Annotated in this window: 14 protein-coding genes; 7 read left to right on the top strand and 7 right to left on the bottom strand. The window is 70.3% G+C overall.

Annotated features, from left to right (window positions below):
- Positions 1 to 255 precede the first annotated feature (255 nt).
- The 4 genes from ACJX2R_RS37565 (at position 256) to ACJX2R_RS37580 (ending at position 4,679) form a co-directional block, all read left to right on the top strand.
- Entirely contained in the window at positions 256 to 1,212 is a 957-nt protein-coding gene (locus ACJX2R_RS37565; protein WP_413103703.1) for a carbohydrate ABC transporter permease, read from the top strand.
- The gene (locus ACJX2R_RS37570) at positions 1,209 to 2,138 is read left to right on the top strand and encodes a carbohydrate ABC transporter permease (RefSeq protein WP_413103704.1); all 930 of its coding nucleotides are present in this window, start codon (positions 1,209 to 1,211) and stop codon (positions 2,136 to 2,138) included. Before ACJX2R_RS37565 ends, ACJX2R_RS37570 begins: the two co-directional genes overlap by 4 nt.
- On the top strand, positions 2,138 to 3,424 hold the full coding sequence (locus ACJX2R_RS37575; protein WP_413103705.1) for an ABC transporter substrate-binding protein: 1,287 nt from the start codon (positions 2,138 to 2,140) through the stop codon (positions 3,422 to 3,424). The genes ACJX2R_RS37570 and ACJX2R_RS37575 overlap by 1 nt, the downstream gene beginning before the upstream one ends.
- Before the next feature lie 172 nt (positions 3,425 to 3,596).
- Positions 3,597 to 4,679, top strand: a complete 1,083-nt coding sequence (locus tag ACJX2R_RS37580; RefSeq protein WP_413103706.1) for a CDP-alcohol phosphatidyltransferase family protein — start codon at positions 3,597 to 3,599, stop codon at positions 4,677 to 4,679.
- Here ACJX2R_RS37580 and erm read toward each other — a convergent pair.
- The 3 genes from erm to ACJX2R_RS37595 all read right to left on the bottom strand — a co-directional run bounded on the left by erm (position 4,580) and on the right by ACJX2R_RS37595 (position 8,402).
- A complete protein-coding gene (erm, locus tag ACJX2R_RS37585; RefSeq protein ID WP_413103707.1) occupies positions 4,580 to 5,524 on the bottom strand; it encodes an ErmE/ErmH/ErmO/ErmR family 23S rRNA (adenine(2058)-N(6))-methyltransferase in 945 nt (314 codons plus the stop codon). The two genes, ACJX2R_RS37580 and erm, sit on opposite strands and share 100 nt — an antisense overlap.
- A gap of 208 nt (positions 5,525 to 5,732) precedes the next feature.
- A complete protein-coding gene (locus ACJX2R_RS37590) occupies positions 5,733 to 5,891 on the bottom strand; it encodes a hypothetical protein (protein WP_413103708.1) in 159 nt (52 codons plus the stop codon).
- A gap of 186 nt (positions 5,892 to 6,077) precedes the next feature.
- Positions 6,078 to 8,402 carry an MMPL family transporter gene (locus ACJX2R_RS37595; protein WP_413103709.1) on the bottom strand — a complete coding sequence of 775 codons (2,325 nt, stop codon included), beginning with the start codon at positions 8,400 to 8,402 and terminating at the stop codon, positions 6,078 to 6,080.
- A 383-nt stretch (positions 8,403 to 8,785) separates the two neighbouring features.
- Between ACJX2R_RS37595 and ACJX2R_RS37600 the strand changes: the two genes are divergently transcribed.
- Together ACJX2R_RS37600 and ACJX2R_RS37605 are read left to right on the top strand one after the other, a co-directional pair.
- Complete coding sequence (locus ACJX2R_RS37600; protein WP_413103710.1) at positions 8,786 to 10,006, top strand: S8 family peptidase; 1,221 nt, start codon at positions 8,786 to 8,788, stop codon at positions 10,004 to 10,006.
- Positions 10,007 to 10,109: 103 nt separating this feature from the next.
- Complete coding sequence (locus ACJX2R_RS37605; protein WP_020867797.1) at positions 10,110 to 10,433, top strand: cupin domain-containing protein; 324 nt, start codon at positions 10,110 to 10,112, stop codon at positions 10,431 to 10,433.
- Positions 10,434 to 10,442: 9 nt separating this feature from the next.
- On the opposite strand, the gene ACJX2R_RS37610 is transcribed toward ACJX2R_RS37605, so the two are convergent.
- Genes ACJX2R_RS37610 through ACJX2R_RS37620 form a run of 3 tightly spaced genes read right to left on the bottom strand, consistent with a single transcriptional unit; the run spans position 10,443 to position 11,271 of the window.
- Positions 10,443 to 10,868, bottom strand: coding sequence for a Uma2 family endonuclease (locus ACJX2R_RS37610; protein ID WP_413106034.1), 426 nt, complete (start codon positions 10,866 to 10,868; stop codon positions 10,443 to 10,445).
- Positions 10,798 to 10,980 (bottom strand): phosphodiester glycosidase family protein, encoded by a 183-nt coding sequence (locus ACJX2R_RS37615; protein WP_413103711.1) that lies wholly within the window; start codon positions 10,978 to 10,980, stop codon positions 10,798 to 10,800. Before ACJX2R_RS37615 ends, ACJX2R_RS37610 begins: the two co-directional genes overlap by 71 nt.
- Positions 10,981 to 11,013: 33 nt before the next feature.
- Positions 11,014 to 11,271 carry a DUF397 domain-containing protein gene (locus tag ACJX2R_RS37620; RefSeq protein ID WP_413103712.1) on the bottom strand — a complete coding sequence of 86 codons (258 nt, stop codon included), beginning with the start codon at positions 11,269 to 11,271 and terminating at the stop codon, positions 11,014 to 11,016.
- Between ACJX2R_RS37620 and ACJX2R_RS37625 the strand changes: the two genes are divergently transcribed.
- A complete protein-coding gene (locus tag ACJX2R_RS37625) occupies positions 11,230 to 11,322 on the top strand; it encodes a zinc-binding dehydrogenase (RefSeq protein WP_413106035.1) in 93 nt (30 codons plus the stop codon). The two genes, ACJX2R_RS37620 and ACJX2R_RS37625, sit on opposite strands and share 42 nt — an antisense overlap.
- Before the next feature lie 103 nt (positions 11,323 to 11,425).
- Here the strand turns inward: ACJX2R_RS37625 and ACJX2R_RS37630 are convergent, their stop codons facing one another.
- Positions 11,426 to 12,331: a LysR family transcriptional regulator gene (locus tag ACJX2R_RS37630; RefSeq protein ID WP_413103713.1), complete on the bottom strand. Its 906-nt coding sequence runs from the start codon at positions 12,329 to 12,331 to the stop codon at positions 11,426 to 11,428.
- Between the last annotated feature and the right edge of the window lie 46 nt (positions 12,332 to 12,377).

Raw genomic sequence — 12,377 nt, forward strand, 5'->3', positions numbered from 1 at the left:
CGGCCAGTTCTCGCCGCCAGTTCTCGTTGCCAACTTCTCTTCGCCGAGTTCTCGTCGTCGACTTTTCCCTGCCGACGGCCAAGTCTCGCATCGAGCCGTGCGCCCCCGCCGTACCGATGCCGTACCGACGCCGTATCGACCACCGCATCGACCGCCGCAGGTAGAACCGCTTGACTGCACCGCCCGCCCTCCGCACGATGACGTGGGCTCTCCCTCCCGGACCGCCCTCTCACCGCGTCCGAAGGGGGCCCCGCCGTGATACCCGTGACCGCCGACCCGGCGCGCTCGGACCCGGGCTCCGCCAAGGGCCGCGGCGCCGACGCCAAGGGCCAGGGAAGCGGTGTGACTCGCCGTCAGGGATCCGGCCACGGGGCGTGGTTCCTGGTCCTGCCCGCGCTGATCCCGATCCTCCTCCTCAGCGTCGGCCCGCTCCTCTACGGCATCGCGCTCGCCTTCACCGACTCCCAGGCGGGCCGCACCGACCCCACCCAGTGGATCGGGCTGCTCAACTTCCAGGACCTGCTGCGCGACACCCTCTTCTGGGAGTCGTTCCGGATCGGCATGGTGTGGGCGGTGGCCGTCTCCGTGCCGCAGTTCCTGCTCGCGCTCGGCCTCGCGCTGCTGCTCCACCAGGATTTGCGGTTCCGCTGGCTGTCGCGGGCGCTCGCGATCGTTCCCTGGGCGATGCCGGAGGTCGTGGTCGGCATCATGTGGCGGCTGGTCTACCACCCCGACGCGGGGGTGCTCAACGAGACGCTGGGCACCCACCGCGACTGGCTCGGCAGCTTGTCCACCGCCCTGCCCGCCGTCGTCGTGGTCGGCATCTGGGCGCGGCTTCCGCAGGTCACGGTCACCCTGCTGGCCGGGCTCTCGAATGTGCCGCGCGAACTGCACGAGGCCGCGGCCATGGACGGCGCCGGCGCCTGGCGCCGCTTCCGCACCGTCACCTGGCCTGCCATCAGGCCCATCGCCCTCGCCATCAGCGCGCTCAGCTTCATCTGGAACGTCAACTCCTTCGCGCTGGTCTACGTCCTGACGGGCGGCGGGCCCGGCGGCCGCACCCGGCTGCCGATGCTCTTCGCCTATGAAGAGGCCTTCCGCTACGGCCAGTTCGGCTACGCGGCGGCGATGGGCTGTGTGCTGGTGGCGGTGGTCTCCATCCTGCTGGCCGTCCATCTCGTGGCCCGGCTGAAGGGAGACGACGAGGCATGAGCCCCCGCCCCAACGAAAGACGCCCGCGCCCCAGCATCACCCGTAGCCCCAGCCCCAGCCCCCGCCTCAACGAAAGACGTCCCCGCCCCACCGCCAGGCGCCGCGCGGCGCGCACCGGCCAGTACCTCGCCCTCCTCGGCTATCTGGTCTTCCTCGCCTTCCCCCTCCTGTGGCTGGTCTCCACCGCGTTCAAGCCGCCGCGCGAGCTGGCGAGCCTCCACCCTGGCTGGATCCCCGACCACCCCACCCTCGACAACTTCCGCCAGGCCTTCGAGGAGCAGCCGCTGCTGCGGTCCGCGGGCAACAGCCTGATCGCCTCCCTCGCCGCCGCGGTCATCACCGTCGTCATCGCCACCCCGATGGCCTATGTGATGGCCCGCCACCACCGCTCCGTGCTGTCCCGGGCGGCCACCGGCTGGATCGTGGTCAGCCAGGCGTTCCCCTTCGTCCTGGTGATCATTCCGCTGTTCCTCGTGCTCAAGGAGGTCCGCCTGATCGACTCCCTCTCCGGGTTGATCATGGTGTACGTGGTGTGGTCCCTGCCGTTCGCCCTGTGGATGCTGGCCGGGTACGCACGGGCCGTACCGCGCGAGCTGGAGGAGGCCGCGGCCGTGGACGGCGCGGGCAGACTGCGGGTGCTGATCTCCGTCACCATGCCGCTGCTGACCCCCGGCATCGTGGCCACCGCCCTCTTCGCGTTCATCACCGCCTGGAACGAGTTCTTCTTCGCGCTCGTCCTGCTCAAATCCCCGCGGAAACAGACGATGCCGATCATCCTCACCCACTTCATCGGAACCGAGGGCGTCGCCGACCTCGGCCCGCTCGCCGCCGCCTCACTGCTGGCGACGCTGCCCTCGCTCGTGCTGTTCGCGCTCATCCAGCGCCGGATCACCAGCGGCACCCTGGCCGGGGCGGTGAAGCGCTGATGCGCCGCCGAACGCTGCTGGCCGCGTCCGCCACCGGGGCGCTGCTGTCCGGCTGCGCGCCCGAGCGGCGGCGGGCGACCGGCGGCCGGATCACCCTGCGCTTCCAGTCCCTGGCCTGGCAGCAGGAATCCGTGGCGGCCAACAAGCAGTTGGTGGGGGAGTGGAACGCGGCCCATCCCGACATCCGGGTCGAGTATGTCCAGGGCAGCTGGGACGGCGTCCACGACCAGCTGCTCACCTCCTTCGAGGGCGGTGAGGCGCCCGACATCATCCACGACGCCACCGACGACCTCGCCGACTTCGCCTACGGTGGCTATCTCGCCGATCTCACCGACCTCCTGCCCCGGCGGCTCAAGGACGAGATCCCGCCCCGGACCTGGCAGACCGCCACCTTCGACGGTGGCGTCCACGGGGTGCCGTTCCTCCAGGAGCCGCGCGTGCTCATCGCCAACCGCGCGCTGCTGGAGCGGGCCCGGGTGCGGATCCCCACCGCCGAACGGCCCTGGAGCTGGGCCGAGTTCGAGGACGCGGCCGAGGAGCTGACCCGGGACGGGGCGTACGGCGTGGCCTGGCCGCTCAAGGAGCCGGTCTCCGCGACCCTCAACCTCTCGCTCTCCACCGGCGGCAAGGTCTTCCACCGGGGTACGGACGGCAAGGTCACCGTCCGGTTCGACGCCGCCGACCAGCGGGTGCCCCGTGTCATACACGACCAGTTGGGCGGCGACCGCACCGCCGCGCGGACCACCCTCGGCATGGGCGGCTCCGACACCCTCCCCGGCTTCTTCGGCGGGAAGTACGCGATGGTGCCGCTCGGCTTCTCCTACCGCCAGCAGATCGCGCAGCAGGCGCCCAAGGGGTTCGCCTGGACCGTACTGCCGTCCCCGGCCGGGCCCGACGGCGACCAGCGGCAGGGGGTCAGCCCGCAGACGCTGTCCATCGCCGCCGACAGCCCGTACCAGCGGGAGGCCGCCCGCTTCATCGACTTCTTCCTGCGCCCGCCGCATATGGTGCGGCTCGCCCGGGGCGACTGGATGCTCCCCACGGGCCGGACCGCGCTGCGGGACCCCGCCCTGCGCACCCGCCGCCACGGCTGGGCCACCGGCACCGCCCTGGCCGGACAGCTGCGCCCGGCGCCCGCGCAGACGGTGCGCGGCTACCCGGAGTGGAAGGACAAAGTGGCCACCCCGGCGCTACAGGAGTACTACAGCGGGGCAATCGGAATGGAGGAGCTGCGCGAGCGGCTCGTCGACGACGGAAACCTGGTGCTCGCCCGCTACCAGCGGTAGGACCCGGCGGCAGGACCCGCAGCGCCGCCGAAGCACCTGGTCCTGCCATGGACCCGGTCCTCCAAGCAGACCATTACCCCCTGACAAAGGTTGCCCTTGCCCGATCTTGTCCTTTCCCTTAACGCCTTCTTACCTTCAGGTGAACTCTTGCCTGTCGCCAGAAAGATTGACCATGCCCCGAGACATACCGCCGCTCGCCGAGGTCCGCCGGATCACCGAGAAGAAGCGAGACGCGTGGTGGACCGTCATGCTCGTGGACCCGGTGGCCACACCGCTGGTCCGCTGGATCGCCAAGTACACCCGGGCCACCCCCAACCAGCTCACCTGGGGTGCGTTCCTGGTGGGCCTCGGCTCCGCCGCGTGCTTCGCTCAGGGCGACTGGAGATGGCTGCTGCTCGGGGCCGTGCTCTACCACGTGAGCTTCATCTTCGACTGCATGGACGGCAAGCTGGCCCGGCTGACCGGCACCGGCTCGGTCTTCGGGGCCTGGCTGGACTTCGTCTTCGACCGGATCCGGGTGCTGGTCTGCTCGATCGCCCTGATGGGCGGGCAGTACGCGCGCACGGATGACGTCCTGTATCTGTGGCTGGCGCTCGCCGTCGCCTCCCTGGACTCGCTGCGCTACATCGACTCGCTGGAGATCTTCAAGATCCGGCACGGGATGCGCAAGCAGATCAAGGCCCGGATGCGGGCGGCCCGCAAGGCCGAGAACCAGGCCGAGCTGGCCTTCATGGAGGATCTGCTGCGGGAGAACCCCGAGGCCGACCTGGAGACGGACCGCGACACGGTGGCTCCCTTGGAGCCCGTTACTCCTCTGGAGCCAGTCGCTCCTCTGGAGCCCGTTGCTCCGCTGGAGCCGGTGGTGGCTCTGGAGGCCACGGCGACCCTGGAATCCACGACCGCCCCGGGCTCGACCCCGGCCCCCGCCGCGCGCCGTCGCCCCGCCGTCGTCGATCTGCACCAGGAGTTCCGGCGCCGCTTCCCGTGGTGGGTCCGGTGCCGGAACTTCCTACAGCGCCACCGCATCCGCGCTCATCTCATCAGCGGTATCGAGTTCCAGATGGGCGTGTTCATCATCGGCCCGGCCGTCGACGCGGTGGTGGCGACGACCGTCGTATCGGGTGCGCTGCTGCTCGTCTTCGAGCTGGCCATCATCTACAAGTTGCTCTTGTCCACCCGGGACTTCACCCGCACCATCAACTCCTTCGAGACGGCCGAAGAACGCGTCCCGGCCGCCACCTCGGTCAGCTCCTGAGCGAGGACCAGCCACTGCTCCGGCGTCACATACGCCACCACGACGTCCCGCCCCAGCCCGGCCGCCCGGAACGCCCGGTCGAGCGCGCGGGCGGGGCAGACCCGGCGCAGTGACGCGTGGAGCGAGCCGCCGACCCCGGTGAAGCCCAGCTCGACCAGGTCCGCGTAGGCGGACCGGGCCGCCGGGTCGGTGAGCAGCGGACGCGGCCGGCGGGTCAGCCGCAGGATCCCGCCGTCCACCGCGGGCACCGGCCGGAAGGCGGCCCGCGCCACCCGCCCGCACAGCCGCCACTCGACCTCCGGCCACGACCGTACGGTCAGCAGGGACCAGCGGCCGTAGTCCCCGGTGCGCTTACGGGCGTACTCCGCCTGGGTGAGCAGCGTGGCCGAGGTCAGCCTGGGCACCGCCCGCAGCGCCCACGCGACGATCTCGGCGGTACGGGCGTAGGGCACGTTGCCGACCAGGGCGAACGGCTCGCGTGGCGGCGCCGCCTCGAGGAAGTCCTGGTGTACGACCCGGACCCGGGGACAGTGGGTGAGCCGCTCCCGCAGTCCCGGGATCAGATGCCGGTCGATCTCATAGCTGATCAGCTCACGGCAGCGCGGGGCCAGCGCCTCGGTGAGCGCCCCCTTGCCCGCGCCGACCTCCACCAGGAGATCGCCGGGCCCGGGGCGGGCGGCGCGTACGACGCGGGCGACGGCGCCCGGGTCGATGAGGAAGTTCTGCCCGTACGCACGCCTCGCGCGGTCGCGTTCGGTACGGCGCGGTTCCGTGCGGGGCGCTTCGGTGTTACGGCGCGGTTCGCCACCGCGTGGGGCGTGGGGATGGTGTCGATTGCGGGCCACGGCCACGGTCCTTTCGGAGCCGGGCGGGCGGCAGCAGCGCGGAACGGGCCCTGCCGCCCGTCCCGGAACGAGTGATTCCTGGACTGGCGGGGGCCCTGGCCGAGGGCGCGTGGAGGTGAGGTCGGCTCACAGCGACAGTGAGAGACCGAGGGGAAGTCCGGCGGGTCAGCCGCTCAGATGGCGGGGAACCACCACGACAGCGAACCGTTCACAGACTCGGAGAGACACCGGGCGCGTCCGGGCCGGCCAGGGCACCGGGGCCGCGCCGCGGGCGGCGGGCAGGCATGGGAAAGGCGCACGCACACGCCACCCCGGCACAGCCGCGGGTGATGCGGGTGAACACGCCGATGCCGGGACTTCCGCCCATCGGTGTACTCCTCCCGTGCGCGCGTACGCGAAAGGACGCGTATGCGGATCTCCGCCGTATCCCCGAACCGTAGGGACCGCTCACGGCATCCCGCAACGCCTTTTCCACCGCACACACCGAACCGGTCACACGGCCCGAAGGCCGTATGACCGGTTGAGGGTTGTCAGGATGCGCGGGACGTGGCCATCAGACCCTCGCGTGCCGGGGCCGTTCGTCCGCCTCCGGCATCGGGGACGCGCCCACCAGGGTGCTGGGCCGCCGGGCCGGGGCGGGCTCGTCGTGGGCGAGGTCCGGGAGCCACCTCAGCCACTTCGGCAGGTACCAGTTGCGCTCGCCCAGCAGCGACATCACGGCCGGGAGCAGCACCCCGCGGATGACGGTGGCGTCGATGAGGACCGCGGCCGCGAGACCCACGCCCATCTGCTTCATGGACTGCATCGACAGCGTGCCGAAGATGGAGAAGACCGCGACCATGATGACGGCGGCGCTGGTGACCACGCCCGCCGTCGTCACCACGCCGTGCACCACCGCGTCCTTGGTGGTGCGGCCCGCCAGGCGCGCCTCGCGGATCCGGGAGACCACGAAGACGTGGTAGTCCATGCTCAGCCCGAACAGGATCACGAAGAGGAACAGCGGCAGCCAGGACACGATCGCGCCCACGCCCTCCGCGCCGACCAGCCCCGCGCCCCAGCCGTGTTGGAAGACCGCGGTGAGGATGCCGTACGCGGCGCCCACCGACAGCAGGTTGAGCACGATGGAGGTCACGGCGATGGTGAGCGACCGGAAGGACATCAGCATCAGCAGGAAGGCGAAGACCACCACGAAGGCGAAGACCGGGGCGACGGCCGAGCCGAGCTTGTCGTTGAAGTCCTTGGAGGAGGCGGTCGAGCCGCCGATGGGGGCGTCCACCCCGTCCACCGCGCCGAGGGTCGCCGGGCGCACCTCGTTCCGCAGTACGTCCAGGCTCTTCTCGGCCTTGCCCTCGTCCGAGCCGCCGATCAGCGGGACCTCCACCACGGCCAGGTTCTGCTCGTGGTGGACGGTCACCTCGACCGGGCCCTTGGAGGCGCCCTTCGCCACGGCCTCGGTACGGAAGCGGGCGAGGGCGTCGCGCACCGGCGCCGCGTCGATGTCGTCCGCCTTCACCGCGACCCTGGCCGGGTCGGAGCCACCCGGGAACGCCTCGTCGATGTGGTTGTACGCGTTCACGACCGGCAGCCGGTCGCCGAACTCCTGGTCCATGGTGAGGTTCGCGGTGTTCATCCCCACGGCGGGGACGGCCAGCGCGATCAGCGCGCCACCGGCGAGGGCCAGCGACAGCTTGGGGCGGCGCAGCACCGGCCCCAGGACGGCGCGCCAGACGCGGCTCTCGGTGCCGCCGCGCCGCTTGGCGCGGCCCAGGAACGGCAACCGGCCCTTCTCCACCCGCTCACCGAGCAGCGAGAGCAGCGCAGGCAGCACGGTCACCGAGCCGACCATCGCGACCGCCACCACCATCAGCGTGGCGAGTCCCATCGCCTTGAACTCCGCGATACCGGTGAAGAGCATGCCCGCCATCGCCACGATCACCGTGACGCCGGAGACCAGGATGGCGCGGCCGGAGGTGGCCGCCGCCACCCGCAGCGCGGTCTGCGCGTCCCGTCCCGCGGCGCGCTCCTCGCGCTCCCGGCGCAGGTAGAACAGGCAGTAGTCGACGCCGACGGCCAGGCCCACCAGCAGCATCACGGAGTTGGCGGTGTCGCTCATGTGCACCCAGTGGCTGACCATCGCCACCAGACCGGTGGTGGCCAGGAACGCGGTCATCGCGAGCACCACCGGCAGCAGCGCGGCCACCAGCGCACCGAAGACGATCAGCAGGATGCCGAGCGCCACCGGCAGCGCGGAGTACTCGGCCTGGGTGAAGTCGTCGCCGAACGCGTCGTCGAACGCCTTCTGGCCGCTGGCGTCGCCGAACTCCTCGATCCGCAGGTCCTGATGGGCGTTCTGCGCCTTGTCCACCGCGTCCAGGACCGGCTGGATGTGGTCGGCCGCCTTCTCCGCCTCGCCGCGCATCTCGAACTGCACCAGCGCGGAGCGCCGGTCGGCGGAGATGGTCTTCGTCTCGTACGGGGAGCGGACGGCGGTCACCTGGCCGGTGTCGCGTACGCCGGCCATCACCGCGTCGACCGCCTTGCGGAAGGCCGGGTCGTCCGCGGTGAGCCCGCCGCCCTTCGCCTGACCGTCCTTAGCTTGACCGTCCTCCGTCTGACCGCCCTTCGCCTGGATCAGCACGGTTTCCCCGGCCGCGTCGTCAATGCCCGCCTCGTCGAGAATCTTCGAGACGCGCCCGGACTCGCCGGGAACCTGCTCGCTGTCCGTCACATCGACCCGGCCCGTCATCGAGCCGACGGCCAGGGCGAGGATGACCAGCAGCACCCAGCCCCCGACCGCCGCCCACCGGTGGCGGGCGCTCCAACTGCCCGCGCGTGCCGCTATCCCGCGCGGCCTCTCCAAGCGGCCTGTGTCCGCCACGACATCCCCTTATGCCCTGGTGGCGGACCGTCCCCGCCACTCGTTGACGACGCTAGGCCGTGGCGTCGGGCCGACCCATCCTGCTGACCGGTGAACCGTCCGGTGGTTCCCTCCAACCGCAGAAGGGGGGACAGCCCTACCCTCCCTGATGCGAGCCCCTTACACACAAAGGCCGTTGACGCCATGGTCGGTGCGGGGTCGATGTGAAGAACGTTGCCTATGTCACACATCGGTGGGGATCTTGAATTGACCCGTACTCATCAGTCAGGGTTTTGTCAGAACCGGAGTGACCCCAACACACTCCGGATCTGCCGCACTTGAGGGATCGGACGCGATCCGGGGTGCGGATTCCCCCCACAACCGCACGAGGAGGAACCCTCGTCATGGCAGTTCACAAGCAGCGCAACGCGCGTCGACTCGGTCTGGCCATAGCCGCCGCGACCGCCGTCACCGCCGGTGTCTTCGTGGCCGTTCCGGCCGGCGCCACCACCGCCCAGCCCGCCGAGGGCACCGTCTACGGCACCCAGGCGAAGAACGCCGTCGACGGCAGCTACATCGTCATGCTCAAGGGCGGCAAGAGCGTCAAGGCCGCCTCGGAGGGCAAGGACCTCGCCGAGCAGTACGGTGGCAAGCTGCGCCGCAGCTACGACTCCGCCATCAACGGCTTCTCGGCCAACGGGCTCTCCGACACCGAGGCCAAGCGGCTGGCCGCCGACCCGTCGGTCGCCAAGGTGGTCCAGAACCACCGCTACACCATCAAGGGCACCCAGGAGAACCCGCCGTCGTGGGGCCTGGACCGGATCGACCAGGAAGACACCCAGGGCGACAAGAAGTACACCTACCCCGACAGCGCGGGTGAGGGTGTCACCGCGTACGTCATCGACACCGGTGTCCGCACCAGCCACAAGGACTTCGAGGACCGCGCCACGTCCGGCTTCGACGCGGTCGACAACGACGACAGCGCGGACGACGGCAACGGCCACGGCACCCACGTGGCCGGCACCATCGCCGGTGCCGAGCACGGCGTCGCCAAGAAGGCCAAGATCGTCGCGGTGCGCGTGCTGGACGACCAGGGCTCCGGCACCACCGAGCAGGTCGTCGCGGGTATCGACTGGGTCACCGAGAACCACGAGGGCCCGTCCGTCGCCAACATGAGCCTGGGCGGCACCCCCGACGAGGCCCTCGACGCGGCCGTGCAGAAGGCCATCGACTCCGGTGTCACCTTCGGTGTGGCGGCGGGCAACGAGTCCGCCGACGCCAGCCAGAGCTCTCCCGCCCGGGTGAAGGACGCGATCACGGTCGCCTCCAGCACCGACCAGGACGAGCAGTCCGACTTCTCCAACTACGGTGACGTGGTGGACATCTACGCCCCCGGCTCGGACATCACCTCCGACTGGAACACCGGCGACGACGCCACCAACACCATCTCCGGCACGTCGATGGCCACCCCGCACGTGGTGGGCGCCGCCGCCGTCTACCTCAGCGGCCACAAGGACGCCAAGCCGGCCGACGTGGCGAAGGGGCTGACGGACGGCGCCACCGCCGACAAGATCTCCAACCCGGGCGAGGGTACGCCGAACAAGCTGCTGAAGGTCGTCGAGTAAGTCTCGTACGGCTGAGGTGATCAGCCCCAGGGGCGTAGCCGGGTGGCGACACCAACCGGCTGCGCCCTTGGGCGCTCACACCCCCCATGCCACGCTGAACGGCATGAACCTCACGGACGGATATGTGGCCGCGGCCGTCGAGAACGCCCCGGTGAAGGAGCTCTTCCCGGGCATCCGCCTGCGCCCCCTGTGGACCGGTGACAACGGCGCGAAGGCGCACGTCCTGGAGATGGACCCCGGCACCTCATGGGAGGGCGTGGACGTCCATGAACCGGGCCCCGAGGAGGTCTTCGTGGTCTCCGGCACCTTCAACGACGGCGCCCACGACTACCCCGCAGGCACCTTCATCCACGCCCCCGCGGGCTCCTCCCACATCCCCCAGACCACCACGGGCTGCACGCTCTTCGTCTTCTATCCGGAAGGCTAGGGCCCGGCGTCAGCCCTTCAGTTCGCGCCCCAACGCGGCGACGTCCAGGTCGACGGTGAACTCTCCGGCCACCTGGACAGACTCCTTGCCCGTGACGGTGGCGATCTCGCGGTAGCTGCCGCCCTCCAACTCGTGTACCACCACGCACACGTCCGGTTCCAGTTCAATCCGCCAATAAGCAGGAACCTTCGCCTGGGCGTAGAGCGCCGGTTTGAGGATGCGGTCGGGAGCCTGGCTGATCGGAGAGAGGATTTCTCCCAGTAGCAACATCGCCTCAAGCGGTGCGGCTGGCGTGCCACGCGAGACGGCCGCGCGGTCGACAACGGCGATGTCGGGGACACTCAGCGATGACGAGCGCGTCCCGCTACGGCAGTACCTGGACCGTGTCGCCCACCGGGCGTTCGCCCGTCGCGTCGGAGGTGACGTTGGCGAGATGGCCGTTCACGGCCATGGCGGTGGAGCCGCCGCCGTCCAGGTTGAGGGTCTGGACGACGCCCAGGGAGCGCATGAAGCGGGCTGCCTCCTCCAGGGTGAAGCCCTCGCTCACGCCGGGCTGCCGAGGGCCGCACTGCCCTCGTGCCTACCGCCCGAGGTGGTCCAGCGCCCCCGCCTTGACGGCGCGTATGAAGGTTCTGAGTCCGCCCGGTGTGGTGGTGAGGATGTCGGCGGGGACGTCGCTTTCCCGAAGCTTGATCTTGCCGTCGACGGGGAGGAGTTCGACGCAATGGTTGTCGTCCCCGTTTTCCGGCTCCGCCGAAGCCGTCGGCGACGATCGCGATGAACGACATTCGTCCGGATCGGCGGTCGGTACCCGCTGGCGGAGGCGGCGAGGGCCCACGCGGACATCGAGTCACGCACGACCACCGGGAAACTGCTGCTGTTCCCGTGACCGGTGGCCGCACGGTGTCCGAACACCATTAGCGGCCCACTCGGCGACCGACCTGACCGCGGCATTCGGAATCGGAAGGGGCGCCGTCCCCTGGACGCACTGCTCAACGACCCCGGGGAGCGGGTGGATCGGATGACCAGGCGTTCAGGAAATCGTTGATCAGGGGGTTGGCCTCGGCCGAGCGGGTTGCCAGGACGACGCGGACCGGGTCGATGCCCTCGATGGGTACGGTGGTGAGGCCGGGGCGTAGTTGGGGCCGCCGGTCGCCGGCGGCCAGGATCAATACCGTCCGCTCCTCGGCCACAAGGTCGAGCTTGTCCTCGAACGATTCGTAGTCGATCGGCGCGCTGCGAGCCGGAACGCCGTCCGGGCGCGGTTCCAGGCGGGCGAAATCGCTCCATTGCGGGACCGCGCTCGGGCATTGCGGTAAAACTTCTTCGCTGAGGTCGTCGACGGTCACCGATTCCTTTCCGGCCAGGCGGTGGTCCGTGGAGACGACCAGAACCCGTGGCTCGGTCCACAGATCGGTGAGGCGCAACCGGTCGGTGGGGAAGGGCAGCGGGGCGCGTGCGACCAGTGCGTCCACGCGGCGGTCGGTGAGGGCGTGGGCGTCGTTCCACTCCAGGTGGCGGGTGCGGATGCGGGCCGTGGGGTGTCGATGCCGCAGCCGGCGTACGGCGTGAGTGATGACCAGGTCCTCGACGTACCCGATGGTGAACTCGCGCGGGGTGGCGCCTTCGCGGGCGGTGAGCTCGGCTTGATGGGCCGCTTGGAGCAGCGCCTGAGCCTGCGGCAGGAAGGCGCGACCGGCTTCCGTGAGCCGGCTGCCCTGTGGGGTGCGGTCGAAGAGGCGCACGCCCAGATGTTCCTCGAGGCGCTGGATCTGGCGGCTCAGGGACGGCTGCGCGACGTGCAGCACCGCGGCGGCGCGGCTGAAGTTGGCGTGTTCTGCGACGACCGTGAAGTAGCCGACAAGCCGCAGGTCGAGATCCGATCCGGGAACGCGCACGCTTCGAGCGTACCAACATGCAATATGCGCATGACGGGTTGCAGAT

It is taken from the genome of Streptomyces sp. Inha503 (genome assembly GCF_047215865.1).
In the GTDB taxonomy this organism is placed as follows: Bacteria; Actinomycetota; Actinomycetes; order Streptomycetales; family Streptomycetaceae; genus Streptomyces; species Streptomyces lycopersici.

Coding starts and splice junctions, on each gene's coding strand:
- ACJX2R_RS37570 (WP_413103704.1), top strand. CDS start 1,209: ATGAGCCCCCGCCCCAACGAAAGACGCCCGCGCCCCAGCATCACCCGT.
- ACJX2R_RS37575 (WP_413103705.1), top strand. CDS start 2,138: ATGCGCCGCCGAACGCTGCTGGCCGCGTCCGCCACCGGGGCGCTGCTG.
- ACJX2R_RS37580 (WP_413103706.1), top strand. CDS start 3,597: ATGCCCCGAGACATACCGCCGCTCGCCGAGGTCCGCCGGATCACCGAG.
- ACJX2R_RS37590 (WP_413103708.1), bottom strand. CDS start 5,891: ATGGGCGGAAGTCCCGGCATCGGCGTGTTCACCCGCATCACCCGCGGC.
- ACJX2R_RS37600 (WP_413103710.1), top strand. CDS start 8,786: ATGGCAGTTCACAAGCAGCGCAACGCGCGTCGACTCGGTCTGGCCATA.
- ACJX2R_RS37605 (WP_020867797.1), top strand. CDS start 10,110: ATGAACCTCACGGACGGATATGTGGCCGCGGCCGTCGAGAACGCCCCG.